The sequence below is a fragment of the Pseudomonas sp. MF08831 genome (assembly GCF_059862645.1).
The window spans coordinates 632,821-650,177 of the sequence record NZ_JCBCUX010000002.1 but is presented as its reverse complement, the minus strand read 5'-3'; the positions used below and the strand labels follow the sequence as shown (position 1 = coordinate 650,177).

General features: G+C 61.3%; 12 protein-coding genes. 11 read left to right on the top strand and 1 reads right to left on the bottom strand.

What is annotated here, in order from left to right:
- Nucleotides 1–3,177: retention module-containing protein (locus AC19YS_RS06175; protein ID WP_500601212.1), on the bottom strand; the 3,177-nt coding region annotated here is incomplete at its 3' end.
- 342 nt (nucleotides 3,178–3,519) lie between these two features.
- Between AC19YS_RS06175 and AC19YS_RS06170 the strand changes: the two genes are divergently transcribed.
- The 11 genes from AC19YS_RS06170 to AC19YS_RS06120 all read left to right on the top strand — a co-directional run bounded on the left by AC19YS_RS06170 (nucleotide 3,520) and on the right by AC19YS_RS06120 (nucleotide 17,285).
- Nucleotides 3,520–4,878, top strand: a complete 1,359-nt coding sequence (locus tag AC19YS_RS06170) for a TolC family outer membrane protein (RefSeq protein ID WP_200624199.1) — start codon at nucleotides 3,520–3,522, stop codon at nucleotides 4,876–4,878.
- Nucleotides 4,879–4,919: 41 nt separating this feature from the next.
- A complete protein-coding gene (locus tag AC19YS_RS06165) occupies nucleotides 4,920–7,076 on the top strand; it encodes a type I secretion system permease/ATPase (RefSeq protein WP_119738405.1) in 2,157 nt (718 codons plus the stop codon).
- On the top strand, nucleotides 7,066–8,430 hold the full coding sequence (locus AC19YS_RS06160; protein ID WP_500601210.1) for an HlyD family type I secretion periplasmic adaptor subunit: 1,365 nt from the start codon (nucleotides 7,066–7,068) through the stop codon (nucleotides 8,428–8,430). The genes AC19YS_RS06165 and AC19YS_RS06160 overlap by 11 nt, the downstream gene beginning before the upstream one ends.
- Before the next feature lie 214 nt (nucleotides 8,431–8,644).
- On the top strand, nucleotides 8,645–9,538 hold the full coding sequence (locus AC19YS_RS06155) for a TauD/TfdA dioxygenase family protein (RefSeq protein WP_500601208.1): 894 nt from the start codon (nucleotides 8,645–8,647) through the stop codon (nucleotides 9,536–9,538).
- Nucleotides 9,539–9,564: 26 nt separating this feature from the next.
- Nucleotides 9,565–10,416 carry an ABC transporter ATP-binding protein gene (locus AC19YS_RS06150; protein ID WP_500601207.1) on the top strand — a complete coding sequence of 284 codons (852 nt, stop codon included), beginning with the start codon at nucleotides 9,565–9,567 and terminating at the stop codon, nucleotides 10,414–10,416.
- A gap of 11 nt (nucleotides 10,417–10,427) precedes the next feature.
- Nucleotides 10,428–11,276 carry an ABC transporter permease gene (locus AC19YS_RS06145; RefSeq protein ID WP_106577307.1) on the top strand — a complete coding sequence of 283 codons (849 nt, stop codon included), beginning with the start codon at nucleotides 10,428–10,430 and terminating at the stop codon, nucleotides 11,274–11,276.
- Nucleotides 11,277–11,406: 130 nt separating this feature from the next.
- Complete coding sequence (locus tag AC19YS_RS06140; RefSeq protein ID WP_500601206.1) at nucleotides 11,407–12,033, top strand: TonB family protein; 627 nt, start codon at nucleotides 11,407–11,409, stop codon at nucleotides 12,031–12,033.
- 52 nt (nucleotides 12,034–12,085) lie between these two features.
- Nucleotides 12,086–13,006 (top strand): LysR family transcriptional regulator, encoded by a 921-nt coding sequence (locus AC19YS_RS06135; RefSeq protein WP_119738355.1) that lies wholly within the window; start codon nucleotides 12,086–12,088, stop codon nucleotides 13,004–13,006.
- Between the two features lie 227 nt (nucleotides 13,007–13,233).
- Complete coding sequence (locus tag AC19YS_RS06130; protein WP_200624204.1) at nucleotides 13,234–14,769, top strand: MFS transporter; 1,536 nt, start codon at nucleotides 13,234–13,236, stop codon at nucleotides 14,767–14,769.
- Nucleotides 14,770–14,784: 15 nt separating this feature from the next.
- Nucleotides 14,785–15,843 (top strand): HlyD family secretion protein, encoded by a 1,059-nt coding sequence (locus AC19YS_RS06125; RefSeq protein WP_106577311.1) that lies wholly within the window; start codon nucleotides 14,785–14,787, stop codon nucleotides 15,841–15,843.
- Nucleotides 15,840–17,285: an efflux transporter outer membrane subunit gene (locus AC19YS_RS06120; RefSeq protein ID WP_500601203.1), complete on the top strand. Its 1,446-nt coding sequence runs from the start codon at nucleotides 15,840–15,842 to the stop codon at nucleotides 17,283–17,285. The genes AC19YS_RS06125 and AC19YS_RS06120 overlap by 4 nt, the downstream gene beginning before the upstream one ends.
- Nucleotides 17,286–17,357 lie beyond the last annotated feature (72 nt).

Here is a 17,357-nt window from a genome sequence, read left to right as displayed (position 1 = left end):
CGCCAGGTTTTCGAAGTTACCGCCGGTGGCGTTGGTGATTGTCGTGTTGACGGTCGAACCGTTGTTGTAGACGTCGTTAGCCGGAGTTTCGAAAACTACAGTTCCGCTGGACTTGCCCGCTTCGATAACGATGGTCTGACCGTTGCTCAAAGTGACGGTCACGGCGGTTTGCGCCGGATTGGTCAGCGTGGCGGTGTAAGTGATGTTGCCGCCCTCAACAACCGAGTTATCGGCAGTCAGGGTAACGGTAGTGGTGTCGATCGAGTCGGTGATGGTGGTCACCGCTGGAGCTGGGTTGGTCGCCAGGTTTTCGAAGTTACCGCCGGTGGCGTTGGTGATTGTCGTGTTGACGGTCGAACCGTTGTTGTAGACGTCGTTAGCCGGAGTTTCGAAAACTACAGTTCCGCTGGACTTGCCCGCTTCGATATTGATCGTCTGGCCGTTGCTCAGCGTGACCGCCACAGCGGTTTGCGCTGGGTTGGTCAGCGTGGCGGTGTAAGTGATATTACCGCCTTCAACGACCGATGGGTCCGCCGTCAGGGTGACGGTGGTGGTGTCGATCGAGTCGGTGATGGTGGTGGTCGCTGGCGCTGGATTGGTCGCCAGGTTCTCGAAGTTGCCGCCAGTGGCGTTGGTGATCGTCGTATTGACGGTCGAACCGTTGTTGTAGACGTCGTTAGCCGGAGTTTCGAAAACTACAGTTCCGCTGGACTTGCCCGCTTCGATATTGATCGTCTGGCCGTTGCTCAAGGTAACCGTCACAGCAGTTTGTACTGGATTGGTCAGCGTGGCGGTGTAAGTGATATTACCGCCTTCAACGACCGATGGGTCCGCCGTCAGGGTGACGGTGGTGGTGTCGATCGAGTCGGTGATGGTGGTGGTCGCTGGCGCTGGGTTGGTTGCCAGGTTTTCGAAGTTACCACCGCTGGCGCTGGTGATCGTCGTATTGACGGTCGAACCGTTGTTGTAGACATCGTTAGCCGGAGTTTCGAAAACTACAGTTCCGCTGGACTTGCCCGCTTCGATAACGATGGTCTGACCGTTGCTCAAAGTGACGGTCACGGCGGTTTGCGCCGGATTGGTCAGCGTCGCGGTGTAGGTGATGTTGCCGCCTTCAACGACCGATGGATCCGCCGTCAGAGTGACAGTGGTGGTATCGATAGAGTCGGTGATGGTGGTGGTCGCTGGCGTAGGGTTGGTTGCCAGGTTTTCGAAATTACCGCCGGTAGCGTTGGTGATCGTCGTGTTGACGGTCGAACCGTTGTTGTAAACGTCGTTAGCCGGGGTTTCGAAAACCACACTTCCGCTGGACTTGCCCGCTTCGATGTTGATCGTCTGACCGTTGCTCAAGGTAACCGTCACAGCGGTTTGTGCTGGGTTGGTCAGCGTGGCGGTGTAAGTGATGTTGCCGCCTTCAACGACCGATGGATCTGCCGTTAGAGTGACGGTGGTGGTGTCGATCGAATCAGTGATCGTGGTGACGGCTGGGGCAGTACCTGGAACCAAGTTCTCAAAGTTACCGCCAGTTGCATTGGTAATAGTGGTGCTGACAGTCGAACCGTTGTTGTAAACGTCGTTAGCCGGGGTTTCGAAAACCACACTTCCGCTGGACTTGCCCGCTTCGATGTTGATCGTCTGACCGTTGCTCAAGGTAACCGTCACAGCGGTTTGTGCTGGGTTGGTCAGCGTGGCGGTGTAAGTGATGTTGCCGCCTTCAACGACCGATGGATCTGCCGTTAGAGTGACGGTGGTGGTGTCGATCGAATCAGTGATCGTGGTGACGGCTGGGGCAGTACCTGGAACCAAGTTCTCAAAGTTACCGCCAGTTGCATTGGTAATAGTGGTGCTGACAGTCGAACCATTGTTGTAAACGTCGTTAGCCGGCGTTTCAAACACCACCGAGCCCGCAGATTTACCCGCTTCGATAACGATGGTCTGGCCATTAGAAAGCGTCACAGTCACCGGCGTCTGCGCAGGATTGGTCAGCGTCGCGGTGTAAGTGATCTGGCCGCCTTCGGTGACAGTCTCGCCCGCCGTCAGCGTGACGGTAGTGGTATCAACCGAATCAGTGATCGTGGTGACCGCAGGTGTAGTGCTCGGCACCAAGTTCTCGAAGTTACCGCCAGTTGCACCGGTAATAGTGGTGCTGACAGTCGAACCATTGTTGTAAACGTCGTTAGCCGGCGTATCCACCACAACAGTGCCAACCGACTCACCCGCCTTGATGGTGATCACCGAGCCATTGCTCAAAGTGACCGTCACCGGCGTCTGTGCAGGGTTGGTCAGCGTCGCGGTGTAAGTGATTTGACCGCCTTCGGTCACCGTTCCACCCGCTGTCAGCGTCACGGTAGTGGTGTCGATGGTATCGGTAATCTGAGTCACGGCCGGATTAGGGTCGAGGGTCAGTACCAGGTTGTTGCCGCCAGTGGTGCCGGTGACGTTGACGCTGATCTGGCTTGGATCGATGTAAGGGCTGTCGTTCGGCGCCAGCGGTACGTTGACGGTGCCGGTGGTCTGGCCGGCAATGATGGTGATCACTGCGCCGTTGGACAGCGTGATGTTCAGGTTGCTGGACGGTGCCTGGGTCACCGTGGCGGTGTAGGTCAGCACGCCGCCGGCTTCGGTGATGCTCGGGGTTGCGCTCAGCGACAGGGTGGACGCCTGCAACACCAGGTTGCCGCTGTTGTCGGTCGAGCCTTGGGCGCCCGCGAGCTGGGTTTGGGTCGCCGTGGTCTGGCCCAGAGGGCCGGTCGGGAAGCCGATGGTCGGGTCGACGCGGCCTGCGGTCGCGTCCAGCACAACGAAGCTGTGGCCGCCGCCCGCGGCGCCGTTACCGGCAGCGGTAGCGCCTGCGGCAGTGGCTTCCAGGTCCGTGGTCGGGTCGGCGCCGGCGGCGATGGCTTGTTGCAGTTCGGCAACCGACGGTGCGGCCTGCTCGGTGGCTGCGGCCAGGTCGAGGCTGGAGTCCGGCATGTCGGCGCTCCATTGGGTATCCCGACCGAGGTCCAGCGTGCGGCCGTCGGCCAATTCCAGGCTGACCGCGCCGGACATGCCGGTATCGACCTGGTCGCCCGCGAACAGGCGATCACCTTCAACGAGGACGCGGCGTGTCCCTTCCGGAGAAATAACGAAAACTTGACCAACAATGCTTTTGACGATGGCAACAACACTGCTCATTAAAGATTTCTCCGGCGATCCGTTTCTGATGATTTCCAGGCGGCCGCTCGCAGGTGCGAGGGCCAAACAGGAGGGGGCGTAGTCTAATTACTTACTGGCGTCAAATAATTGGCTAGATTTATTCGCTATCTAGTTTATGCCAAACTATTGACCTTCTGGTCGCCATCCTAAACAATTGGCCCCGTAATGTCACATTGATATTTATGCGGCGAACCGTCCTACATGTGTGAAGCAGTTCCGCTTTTTGAACTTTCCGACGTACGGTCATTACGGTAGCCATTATCCGACTCAGCGAGGCCGAATCGCTGTGATTTGAGACAAGAAGTCCTGGGGAATTTTTAAATGCGTTTGCACCTGTTCAAGGCAATACCGTTCGTACTCGCCGCCAGTTTTGTACAAGCCCAAACATTGCCCCAGGCCATGCAACAGGCCTTAGACGTGCACCCGGAAATTCAAGCCGGCGTGAACAGCCGTATCGCCGCCGATTACCAACTGCGCGCTGCACAAGGTGGTTACTTGCCTCGTGTAGACCTGAACGCCGGTTATGGTCGTGAAGGCACCGACGATTCCAACACGCGCGCCGCCAGCGGCCCGAACGGCAACCAGTGGGACACCCACAACCGCGGCGAATCGAGCCTGCGTCTGCAACAGATGATTTTTGACGGTTTCGCCACCTCCAGCGAAGTCGGGCGCCAACAAGCCAACGTCAATTCCCGCGCGTACTCCTTGCTGGGTACTTCCGAGCGCACCGCGTTGACTGTCGCCCAGGTGTACCTGGATGTGCTGACACGCCGTGAGTTTGTGCGCCTGGCTGAAGAAAACCTGCGCAACCACGAACGCATTTACGACCAGATCAAACTGCGCACCCAGCGCGGCGTCGGTAACGGTGCCGACCAGGATCAAGCCGAAGCGCGTCTGGCCCAGGCCCGCAACAACCTGATCACCGAGCAAACCAACCTGGCCGACTCCCAGGTCAATTACCTCAGCGCCGTCGGCCAGATGCCCGACCAGCTCGAGCGCCCGGCGCCGTTTGTAGCCATGCTGCCGGCTGACTTCAACGAAGCACGCCGCCAGATGCTCGACAACAGCCCGGTCCTGCGTTCGGCCGAGTCGGATATCTCCGCCGCCGAAAGTCAGTACGAAGCTGCCAAGTCCACCTTCTACCCGCGCTTTGATGCAGAGCTGGGCACGAATGCCGACAACAACGTCGGCGGCGATGCCGGCCACAGCAACGGTTGGGAAGCCATGGTGCGCATGCGCTTCAACCTGTTCGCCGGTGGCAGCAACAAGGCCGACCTGCAATCGAAGTCCTACCAGGCCAACCAGGCACTGGATATCCGCAATAACGCCCTGCGCCAACTCAACGAAGAACTGGGCCTGGCCTGGAACGCCCTGAACAACGCCAACGCGCAATTGCCGGTAGCCCAGCAGTACGTGGATCACAGCACCCGCGTGCGCACCTCTTACCAGCAGCAGTTCAGCCTGGGCCAACGTACCCTGCTCGACTTGCTCGACAGCGAGAACGAATTGTTCACCGCTTCGCGTCGTTTGGAAGAGATCAAGAACATTCAGTTATTTACTCAATATCGAATCAAGGCGACCATGGGCGAATTGCTCAAAAGCCAGGGCGTGGTCGCACCGATGGCCTCCGTCGTACAGAACGACGTGAAGCCAAAAGTCCAACTGCCTGGGATGAATTGAGTCACCCCTATAGTCCCATCTGTTAGTCGAGAGTGCAGCGCGTGGAATCCGAAGTCAGTCGAGTTCATCTCAGTCATGATCCACGCACGCTGCACGACGACCCGTTACTGGACGGGTTGTTGGCGCTTTGTGCCTTGCATCAAAAACCGGCCAGCGCGGCCATGCTCACCACCGGCCTGCCGCTGCCCTCGCAGCGCCTGAGTGCCGAGCTGCTGCCACGTGCAGCCGCGCGTGCCGGCCTGCAAGGGCGGGTGCTGCAACGCAAGCTGGAACAGATTCCGACCATCGCACTGCCGGCGCTCCTGTTGCTCAAGGACGGTCGCAGTACCGTGCTGGTAGGTTGGCAAGGCGAAGACGAAGCCCGCATTCTGCTCAGCGAAAGCGACGGCGGTGAGGTGCTGATCAAGCGCGAGCTGTTGGTCGACGATTACATCGGCAAAGTCTTCTTCGCCCAGCCGCAGCACAAATTCGACGTCAACCACGGCACGCTGATCCCGCGAGCGCGTTCGTGGTTTCGCGACACCCTCAAGCGTTCGCGCTGGCTCTACACCGACGCCATCGCCGCCAGCTTCCTGATCAACATCATCGCCATGGCGGCGCCGCTGTTTGTGATGAACGTCTACGATCGAGTAGTGCCCAACCAGGCCACGTCCACCTTGTGGGTGTTGGCCGTGGGCATCGGCGGCGCGTACCTGTTCGACCTGGTGCTCAAGAGCCTGCGCAGCCTGTGCCTGGACCTCGCCGGCAAAAAGACCGACCTGATCATCTCGGCCACGCTGTTCGAGCGCATTGTCGGCATGTCCATGAAGTACCGCCCGGCACGGGTCGGCAGCTTTGCGCAGAACATCCATGAGTTTCAAAGCCTGCGCGATTTCCTCGCGTCGCTGACCCTCACCAGCCTGATCGACCTGCCGTTCACCCTGCTGATTTTCCTGGTGATCGCCATCCTCGGCGGCCACCTGGTGTGGATTCCGGTGCTGGCTTTCCCGATTGCCCTGGGCATCGGCTACGCCCTGCAAAAACCGTTGGTAGCGACCATGGAGCGGACCATGGCCCTGGCTGCCGAGCGCCAGTCGAGCCTGATCGAAACCCTCGCAGGTCTGGACGCGGTCAAGGTCAACAACGCCGAGAGCGAGCGTCAGTACGGCTGGGAACAAACCATCGGCACCCTCAGCCGGCTTGAGCTGCGCGTGAAGTTGCTGTCGGGCCTGTCGATGAACATGACCCTGCTGATCCAGCAACTGGCCGGCGTGATCATGATCGTGTTCGGTGTGTACCAGATCATCGACGGCAACCTCAGCATGGGCGGCCTGATTGCCTGCTACATGCTCAGTGGCCGTGCGCTGAGCCCGCTGGCCTCGCTGTCGGGCCTGCTGACTCGCTACCAGCAAGCCAAGGTCACCATGACCTCGGTGGACCAGATGATGGAGCTGCCCCAGGAGCGCAATTTCGAAGAGCGCCCGATGAGCCGTCGCACCCTGCAAGGTGCCATCGAGTGCCGTGGCCTGAACTTCACCTACCCGAACCAACAGAACGCCGCGCTGAAAAACATCAACCTGGTGATCAAGCCGGGCGAAAAAATCGGCATCATCGGCCGCAGCGGCTCGGGCAAAAGCTCCCTGGCCAAACTGATCGTCGGCCTCTACCAGCCCGACTCCGGCGCCTTGCTGGTAGACGGCGTGGACGTACGCCAGATCGACGTGAGCGAGTTGCGCCACAACATCGGCTACGTCGCCCAAGACATCCAGCTGCTGGCCGGCACCCTGCGCGACAACCTGGTCTCGGGTGCGCGTTATGTCGAAGACGAAATGGTCCTGCAAGCCGCCGAACTGGCCGGCGTGCACGAATTCGCGCGCCTGCACCCGCAAGGCTATGAACTGCAAGTTGGCGAGCGTGGGCAGAACCTGTCCGGCGGCCAGCGCCAGAACGTCGCCCTGGCTCGCGCGCTGTTGCTCAACCCGCCCATCCTGCTGTTGGACGAACCCACCAGCGCCATGGACAACACCGGTGAAGAACGCTTGAAACAACGCCTGCAAGCCGTGGTGCAAAACAAGACCGTGGTGCTGGTCACGCACCGTGCCTCACTGCTCTCGCTGGTGGACCGCCTGCTGGTGGTCGACCGTGGGCAGATCCTCGCGGACGGCCCGAAAGCCGTGGTTATGGAAGCGTTGAAAAAGGGGCAGATCAGTGTTGCTTAACTCCATCAAAAGCGCGGTCGGCCGCTACTTCAAGGGCGCCGATTCGTTGCAGGGCCAGCCGCTGCCTGAGGTCAACAAGGCGCTGATCGAAGATGCGCCGCGGGTCATCCGCCTGACCATTTGGGCGATCATTGCGTTCTTCGTATTTTTGGTCGTGTGGGCGGGCTTCTCCAGCATCGACGAAGTCACCCGCGGCGACGGCAAGGCGATTCCGTCGTCCAAGCTGCAAAAAATCCAGAACCTGGAAGGCGGCATCGTCTCCGAGCTGTTCGTCAAGGAAGGCCAGATCGTCGAAGCCGGCGCGCCGCTGATTCGCCTCGACGACACGCGGTTTGTCTCCAACGCCGGCGAAACCGAAGCCTTGCGCCTGGCCATGCAACTGCGCGTCGAGCGCCTGAGCGCGCAGGTGGATGACCGCCCGCTGAATATTCCCGACGACGTGCTCAAGGCCGCGCCAAGCCAGGCGGCCAACGAGCGCTCGCTGTATGAAAGCCGTCGTCAGCAGTTGAAAGACGAAGTCGGCGGTTTGCAGGAGCAACTGGTGCAGCGTCAACAGGAACTGCGCGAGTTCACCTCCAAACAAGGCCAGTACCGCAGCCAGTTGTCCCTGCAGCGTCAGGAAATCAACATGTCCGAGCCGTTGGTGGCCCAGGGCGCAGTGTCGCCGGTGGAAGTGCTGCGCCTCAAGCGCGCCGAGATGGAAACCCGCGGGCAGCTGGACGCTACCACCCTGGCGATTCCCCGTGCCGAATCAGCTATCAAGGAAGTGCAGCGCAAGATCGACGAAACCCGGGGCAAATTCCGCAGTGAAGCGCTGACCCAACTCAACGAAGCGCGCACCGAGCTGAACAAGGCTGAGTCCACTGGCCGCGCCCTCGAAGACCGCGTCAGCCGCACGCTGGTCACCTCGCCGGTGCGCGGTATCGTCAAACAGCTGCTGGTCAACACCGTCGGTGGCGTGATCCAGCCGGGCAGCGACATGGTCGAAATCGTGCCGCTTAACGACACCTTGCTGGTGGAAGCCAAGATCCGCCCGCAAGACATCGCGTTCCTGCACCCTGGGCAAGAAGCGATCGTCAAATTCACCGCCTATGACTACACCATCTATGGCGGGCTGAAGGCCAAGCTCGAACGCATCGGTGCTGACACCATCACCGACGAAGACAAGAAAACCACCTACTACATGATCACCTTGCGCACCGACCGCAGCCATTTGGGCACCGATGAGAAGCCGCTGCTGATCATCCCCGGCATGGTGGCCTCGGTGGACATCATCACAGGCAAGAAAAGCATCCTGAGCTACCTGCTCAAGCCGATCATCAAGGCGCGGGCCGAGGCGTTGCACGAGCGCTGATCTTCAGCGCCGGCACGGGCCTCATCGCGGCCAAGCCCGGCCCCCACATTTGAATGTGTACACCCATCAAATGTAGGAGCTGGCTTGCCTGCGATGGCGCCCTCAGCTTCACCACAGACCCCCACCCTAATGCATATCGATATTCACTAACGGTATTTAATCGCCCGTTCTTATATCTATAAAGTCACTCCCCTGTCCGACCGGGAGTGCCCTCATGTCTGCCACCTCTACTGTTCCAACAGCGACCGTAACCGCCCAAACCTTCGAGATCCGGCCATTCCCCGGCAGCGTTGGCGCCGAGATCGTCGGCCTGGATGTGTCTCGCCCGGTTAACGATCAGGATGTCGCGCGCATCCACCGCGCGCACCTGGATCACCACGTCGTGGTGTTCCGCGATCAACGCATTACCCCCGAACAACAGATCGCCTTCAGCCGCCGCTTCGGTGTGCTGCAGATCCACGTGCTCAAACAGTTCCTGCTGGCCAACCACCCGGAAATCCTGATCGTCTCCAACATCATCGAAAACGGCCAATCCATCGGCCTGGGTGACGCGGGCAAGTTCTGGCACTCGGACCTGTCTTATAAAGAGCTGCCAAGCCTGGGCTCAATGCTGCACGCCCAGGAGCTGCCCTCCGAAGGCGGCGACACGCTGTTTGCCGACATGCACAAAGCCTGGGACCAATTGCCCGAGCTCCTGCGCAAAGCGGTGGAGGGCCGCAGCGCCGCGCATTCCTACACCGCGCGCTACAGCGAAACCAAATTCGAAGGCAACTGGCGGCCAACCCTGACGCCTGAGCAAGTGGCCCAAGTGGCCGAGGTGGTGCACCCGATCGTGCGTACTCATCCGGAAAACGGCCGCAAGGCGCTGTTCGTCAGCGAAGGTTTCACCACCCGCATCGTCGGCCTGCCCGAGGATGAAAGCCGCGACCTGCTGGCCCAGCTCTACGCCCACAGCGTGCTGCCGCACAACATCTACCGCCACCAGTGGCAGCCCCACGACCTGGTGTTCTGGGACAACCGCTCGCTGATCCACCTGGCCGCCGGTTGCCCGAGCCACCTGCGCCGCAAGCTGTTTCGCACCACCATTCAGGGCGATGCGCCTTTCTAATCCTGGTCCTCGGCAAGAGAGTTGAAATGAACGCGCCCCTGCAAGGCCACGCGGCCAGCACCCTGAACACCGCCCAGCCGCTGTTGGCGGTGGACCATGTCAGCCTCGAATACCGCACCCCCGAGCGCGTGGTGCGGGCCACCCATCAGGTCAGTTTCGAGATCGACCCGGCTGATCGCTACGTGCTGCTCGGCCCCTCGGGCTGTGGCAAATCCACCTTGCTCAAGTCCATCGCCGGGTTTATCAAACCCTGCGAAGGCGAGATTCGCCTGCTCGGGCAAAAGGTCGAACAACCCGGCCCGGACCGCATCGTGGTGTTCCAGGAATTCGACCAGTTGCCGCCGTGGAAAACCGTCATTCAGAACGTGATGTTCCCGCTGCTGGCGTCCAAAACCTTAAAGCGTCGCGAAGCCCAAGAGCGAGCGCTGTACTACCTCGAAAAAGTCGGCCTCAGCGCTTTTGCCGATGCTTACCCGCACACCTTGTCTGGCGGTATGAAAGCGCGTGTGGCGATTGCTCGCGCCCTGGCCATGCAGCCAAAAATCCTGCTGATGGATGAACCCTTCGCCGCCCTCGATGCCTTGACCCGACGCAAGATGCAGGAAGAACTGCTGCTGCTCTGGGAAGAGGTGCGCTTCACGCTGTTGTTCGTCACCCATTCCATCGAAGAAGCCTTGGTGGTGGGAAATCGCATCCTGTTGCTGTCGCCGCATCCGGGGCGCGTGCGGGCGGAAATCCATAGCCATCAATACGACCTGCACAGCCTTGGTGGTGTGGAATTCCAGGCGTCGGCGCGGCGCATTCATCGCCTGCTGTTCGATGAAGCGCCCGAGGCCGAACGTGAGTTGGGTTTCGCCGATATCCGCATCGCTTACTAAGGGGCCGACCTATGCGCCAGGAATTTGAAGTACACCTCGAACCGCTGCTCAGCGTCCCCGTTGAACGCGAGCTGCCGCTGCGCCAACGCTTGTGGCAGCAAGGCTGGCTGCGCAAGGGCCTGATCCTGATCGTGTTGGCGATCCTCTGGGAGGCAGTCGCGCGTTACCAGAACAATGACCTGCTGCTGCCGAGCTTTTTGCAGACCGCTCAAGCGTTATTCGACGGCTTGCTCAGCGGTGAGTTGTTGAGCAAAGTGAGCATCTCGCTGGCGGTGCTGATCAAGGGCTATGTGATCGGCATCGTGCTGGCGTTTGCCCTGACTACGCTGGCGGTCTCGACCCAGCTTGGCCGCGACCTGCTGAGCACACTGACCTCGATGTTCAACCCGCTGCCGGCCATCGCATTGCTGCCGCTGGCCCTGCTGTGGTTCGGCCTGGGGCAGAACAGCCTGATTTTCGTGCTGGTGCATTCGGTGCTGTGGGCCTTGGCGCTGAACACGTATTCGGGGTTTCTCGGCGTGTCTGAAACCCTGCGCATGGCCGGCCGCAACTACGGCCTCAAGGGCATGCGTTTTGTGCTGTTCATCCTGATCCCGGCGGCGCTGCCGTCGATCCTTGCCGGCCTGAAAATCGGCTGGGCATTTGCCTGGCGCACATTGATCGCCGCCGAGCTGGTGTTCGGCGCCACCAGCGGCAAGGGCGGTTTGGGTTGGTACATCTTCCAGAACCGCAATGAGCTGTACACCGACAAGGTGTTTGCCGGCTTGGCCGTGGTTATCCTCATCGGGTTGCTGGTCGAAAATCTGGTGTTCAACACCTTTGAGCGGCTGACGGTGAAGCGCTGGGGCATGCAGCGTTGATACTTATAGGGTGGCAGACCCCCCGGTTCAAACAGGAGTCATTGTTCTTTATCGGCGCGAGCTCTGATAATGCCGTCCGAACCTGACGTCGCCCTGGCGTCAGGCATGCGCGGTAAAAGGATTTACGACGATGCGGTGTTTTGTACTGGCGGCGGCCTTGTTGTTCTCGACCTCGGTGTTTGCCGAATTTACGCCCGACGCGGTGGCCATGCCCAAGCCGCTTTACCCTTCTAGCCTGATCAGCACCCAGGGGCATGCGCGCATCAGCTTGAAGATTCACAGCGACGGCACGGTCAGTGATGTAAAGGCGCTCTCCGCCACCCAGCCGGCCTTTGGCGAAGCTGCCGTGGCCGCGGCGACGCTGTGGCGTTTCAAGCCTTGGACGGTCAGTGCCGACCGCCCAGCGATGCTTGAGGCGCATAACGACATGATCTTCACGCCTGAACCGCCCAGCCCCAAAACGGTTCAACTGACGTTTACGCAAACTCTGTTTCAACCCTGCAGCGCGTTGACCGAAGAAGTCAGCCAGTTCCGTCGCGATTACCCCACGCGCCCGCTGATCGATATCAAGAGTTTTGCCATCACCCGCGTTGCGGTGATGTTCCCCGCGCTCAGCGGTAAAAGCGACTACAAACAAGGCCTGGTCAAGGCCGACGAACTGGAAAAAGCCCTGCCAGACATCGTGCGCCAGTGCCAGGCTCACCCCAAGGCTGCCTACGCGGACTACTTGCCGCGCACCTTCAAGCGTTACCTGTAAAGCCTGCTAGGATTGCGTGCAGTTCACTCCCCAACGATCACGAGTGCTTGGCATGCAATTACCGGACATGAACCTGTTGGTCGCCCTCGACGCCTTACTTGATGAAGGCAGCGTGGTCGGCGCCGCGCGGCGCATGAACCTCAGCCCGGCCGCCATGAGCCGCACCCTCACGCGTATTCGCGAAGCGGTGGGCGATCCGATCCTGGTGCGCGCCGGGCGCGGCCTGGTGCCGACGCCCAAGGCGCTGCAGTTGCAAGGCCAGGTGCGCAATGTAGTGGAGCAGGCGGCGTTGTTGTTCCGCTCGGCAGACCAGGTTGACCTCAGCACCTTGCGCCGGCGATTCAGCGTGCGTGCCAATGACTTCTTTGTCGGCGTATATGGCGGTCGGCTGTTCGACACCATGGAACGCATGGCACCGCAGTGCGAGCTGTGTTTCGTGCCTGAAGGCGACACCGACGACGAGGCATTGCGCGAAGGTCGGCTGGATCTGCGGGTGAGTAATTCCATGCCATCCAGCCCCGAGGTGAAGGTGCAGAACCTGTTTTCCACCACCTTTGTGGGCCTTGCGCGCGAGGATCACCCGCTGTTCGACGAAGAAATCACCGCCGCGCGGTTTGCCAGCTACTCCCACATCAGCATTTCGCGACGCGGCATCGCCCGCGGGCCAATCGACACCGCGCTCAATGCCCTGGGCCTGGAGCGCCGAGTGGCCATGATCGCCCCAGGCTTTCATGGCGCGATGTTCATGCTGCCCGATTCCGACCTGCTGCTGCCGGTGCCCAAGGAAGCCCTGCTGAGTGCCAACCGCCTGAAGCTGCCCCTGCGCGCATTCCAGTTGCCGATCTCCCTGCCGACCCTGATGCTGGCCCAATTCTGGCACCCGCGTTTCGACAAAGACCCTGCCCATAAGTGGCTGCGCGAAACCATGCGCGAGAGCTGCCACGCCACCTGGCTGGAAGCCCAACCCAGCTGAGATTCACTCGATCAATGTGGGCGCTGGCTTGCCTGCGATGGCGGTCTGACTGTGTAGGGATTCATTGCCTGACCCACCGCTATCGCAGGCAAGCCAGCTCCCACAGAGATCAGCAGTGCCCCTGAGGATTGCGTCTGACGCACTTATAAGCTTCCGGCAAGTAACTTTTTGTTATGGGTGTGCCTGATTAAACTGCTCGGGTATTTCTAATCCCGAGTTACCTGTCCATGACCTCCCTCGCTGCCCCCGCCCTCCAGGCTGCAGCCAAACCCACTGCGCTCAACCCGCCCGTGTTCGGCCCGCGCATCATCATTGGCTTGGTCGGCGTCTTGCTGGCGGTGCTGGTGTCCGGTCTCAACGAGATGGTCACCAAAGTCGCCCTCGCCGATATCCGTGGTGCGCTGTACATCGGTTTTGACGAAGGCACCTGGCTGGTCGCGGCTTACACGGCGACCTCCGTGGCGGCCATGGCTTTCGCGCCCTGGTGTTCGGTGACGTTTTCCCTGCGCCGCTTCACGCTGTGTGCCATCGCTTTGTTCACCGTGCTGGGCATCCTGTGCCCGTTTGCGCCGAACTACGAAACCCTGCTGGTGCTGCGCACCGTGCAAGGCCTGGCCGGTGGCGCGTTGCCGCCGATGCTGATGACCGTGGCGCTGCGTTTCCTGCCGGCCAACGTCAAGCTGTATGGCCTGGCGGGTTACGCACTCACCGCCACGTTCGGCCCAAGCCTGGGCACGCCGTTGGCGGCGCTGTGGACCGAGTACGTCGGCTGGCAATGGGCGTTCTGGCAGATCGTCGCGCCGTGCCTGCTGGCGATGGCCGCCGTGGCCTACGGCTTGCCACAAGACCCGGTGCGCCTGGAGCGCTTCAAGCAGTTCAACTGGCGCGGCTTGCTGCTGGGTTTCCCGGCGATCTGCATGCTGGTGATCGGCTTGTTGCAGGGCAATCGCCTGGACTGGTTCGAGTCCGGCCTGATCACCTTCCTGCTCAGCGGCGGCACGCTGTTGCTGGTGCTGTTTCTGATCAATGAATGGTCGCAGCCGATTCCGTTCTTCAAGTTGCAGATGCTCGGCCTGCGCAACCTGGCGTTTGCCTTGATCGTGCTGGCAGGCGTGCTGATGGTGCTGACGTCAGTCATCATCATCCCGTCGAGTTTCCTCGCCCAGGTTCAGGGTTACCGGCCGCTGCAAACGGCGCCGGTGATGTTGCTGATGGCGTTGCCGCAGTTGATTGCGCTGCCGTTGGTGGCGGCGCTGTGCAACCTGCGCTGGGTCGATTGCCGCTGGGTCCTGGGGACTGGCTTGAGCATGCTGGTGCTGTGCTGTGTGGGCAGCTCGCACCTGACGTCGGAGTGGATCCGGGATGATTTTTACGGCCTCTACCTGCTGCAAATCTTTGGTCAGCCCATGGCCGTGCTGCCGCTGCTGATGCTCTCCACTGGCAGCATCCAACCGATGGACGGGCCATTCGCCTCGGCGTGGTTCAACACCGTCAAAGGCCTGGCCGCCGTGGTCGCCACCGCCGTGCTGGATGTGCTGACCACCCAGCGTCTGCACTTTCACTCGACCATGTTGGTGGACCGCCTGGGCAACTCGCCCCTGGCCGACGGCGACGCGCCGGGCCTGGCGCACCGCCTGCACGAGCAGGCCGTGGTGCTGACTTCTTCGGACCTTTATTACGTCATGGCCGCCGTCGCGGTGGCGTTGATTCTGCTGATCTTCTGGATGCCGACGCGGATTTTTCCACCGCGCGCACCGACCTAGCCAAAAGGATTTCTCATGAAACGCAAAGACAAAATTGCCGTTGCCGTTATTGCTGTATTTGCCGTTGGTGTACTGGTTTATCTGGTCGCGCCCGGCCTGTTGGGCAGCAAGCGCCAGACCACCAACGACGCCTTCGTTGCCGCCGACTTCACCTTGGTGGCGCCGCGCGTAGCCGGTTTTATCAAGGAAGTGCTGGTGGAAGACAACCAGCGCGTCAAGGCCGGCCAGCTGTTGGCGTTGATCGATGACCGCGATTTTCGCGCCGCCGCCCAGGCGGCCGATGCCGACACGCTCGTCGCCCAGGCCCAACTGAAAAACGCCACCGCGACCCTCGAACGCCAAAGCTCGGTGATCGCCCAGGCCCAGGCCACCGTAGCGGCGGACCGTGCCGAAGTGGCTTTTGCCGAACACGAACTGAACCGCTACAACCACCTCGCCGGTGTGGGCGCGGGCACCGTGCAGAACGCCCAGCAAGCCAAGACCCGCATCGACCAGGCCACCGCGCGCCTGGCCAATGCCACGGCGGTGCTGGCGGCAGAGCGCAAGCAGGTGGAAATCCTCACCGCCCAGCGCGATGCCGCCGAAGGTGGACTCAAACGTGCTCAGGCAGCGCTCGAAATGGCCAGCTATCAACTCTCTTACACGCGCATCGTCGCGCCGGTGGATGGCATGGTCGGTGAGCGCGCGGTACGGGTGGGCGCCTATGTGACGCCGGGCAGTAAGATCCTCGCCGTGGTGCCCTTGGCCGAGGCCTATGTGGTGGCCAACTTCCAGGAAACCCAGTTGTGGCATATGCACGCCGGCCAAGCCGTGCAGGTGCGCGTCGACAGCCTCGACGGCGAACTGCTCAAGGGTCATCTGGAAAGCCTCGCACCCGCCACGGGCGTGACGTTCGCCTCGGTCAAGCCCGACAACGCCACCGGCAACTTCACCAAGGTGGTGCAACGCATTCCGGTGAAAATCGTGCTCGAACCCAATCAACCACTGACCGAGCGCTTGCGTGTCGGCATGTCGGTGGAGGCCAGCGTCGACACCCAGCCTGTCGCGCAGCCACGTGAGGTGGCCCAGCAATGAAGCAATTTGCCTGGCTTACCTTGAGCCTCATCAGCCTCAGTGCCTGTACCGTTGGCCCGGATTTCCAGCGGCCGCACGGCCCGCACATCACGCAATGGGGCGAGCCCCAAGGGCGCCAAGCCGCCAGCCGCGCCGTCACCGAGCCTTTGCAGGAGCGTTGGTGGGACGTGTTCCACGACGCGCAACTCTCGGCCCTCACACGCCGTGCGCTCACCGATAACCTCGACCTGAAACTGGCCAGCAGCCGCCTGCAACAAAGCCGCGCCGTGCGCCAGGTAACTACTGCCGAGCGTTATCCCAACGTCAACGCCACCGGTGGTTATCAGCGCGAGCGCAACAGCGCTAAGGGCTTGAATGATCCCTCTGGCGAGAATGGCCGTTCAGCGTTCAACCAATGGGACATGGGCTTCTCTGCCGCTTGGGAAGTGGACTTCTGGGGCCGTGTAAAACGCGAAACCGAAGCCGCCGACGCCACCCTGCAAGTTGCCGAAGACGACCGCCGCGCCGTGCTGTTGTCGGTACTCGCCGAAACCGCCCAGAACTACATCCAGTTGCGCGGCGTGCAGAACACCCGCGCCGTCACCGAGCAGAACCTCGACGTGGCGCGCCACAGCCTCAAACTCTCGCAACTGCGCCTGGCCGACGGTGTGGCGACCGACCTGGACGTGGCCGAAGCGGCTGCCCAAGTGGCCGCCATCGAAGCGCGCCTGCCGGATCTGCAGCAGCGCCAGGACCAATTGATCAACGCCCTGAGCCTGTTGATGGGCGAGCCGCCACAAGCCCTGCATGCGCAATTGTCCAAGGACGCCGCCGTGCCGCAAACCCAGCGCCAGGTCGCCATCGGTTTGCCGTCCGAGTTGGCCGAACGCCGCCCCGACATCCGCCAGGCCGAAGCGCGCCTGCACGCGGCCACCGCCACTATCGGCGTGGCCAAGGGCGACTTCTATCCGCGCATCACGTTGTCGGGCAGCCTTGGCTCCCAGGCCCTGCAACTGTCGGATTTCGGCTCATGGGGCTCGCGCGCGTTCTCCTTCGGCCCGCAATTCAGCTTGCCGCTGTTCAACGGCGGGCGTCTGCAAGGCATGTTGAACCTGCGTGAAGCGCAGCAACAGGAAGCTGCGCTGGCCTACCAGCAAACCGTGCTGCGCGCCTGGCATGAAATTGACGACCAGCTGACCCGTTACAACGCCAGCCAACTGCGCCGCGACAGCCTCGCCGAAGCGGTGCGCCAGAACCAGATCGCGCTGAGCACCGCGCAGCAGCAGTACGTCGAAGGCGTGGTGGATTTCGTCAATGTGCTCACGGTGCAAAGCGCGCTGCTGGCCACGCAAGAGCAATGGGTTGAAAGCTCCACCGGCGTGTCGCTGGCCATGGTTGGGTTGTATAAGGCGTTGGGTGGCGGTTGGGAGTCGGTGTATCCATTGCAAACCGCTGGGCGATAACGGTTCTACAGTCGAGCTCGGTCAAATTGTGGGAGCGGGCTTGCTCGCGAAGGCGGTCCAGGAGGGGGGCAT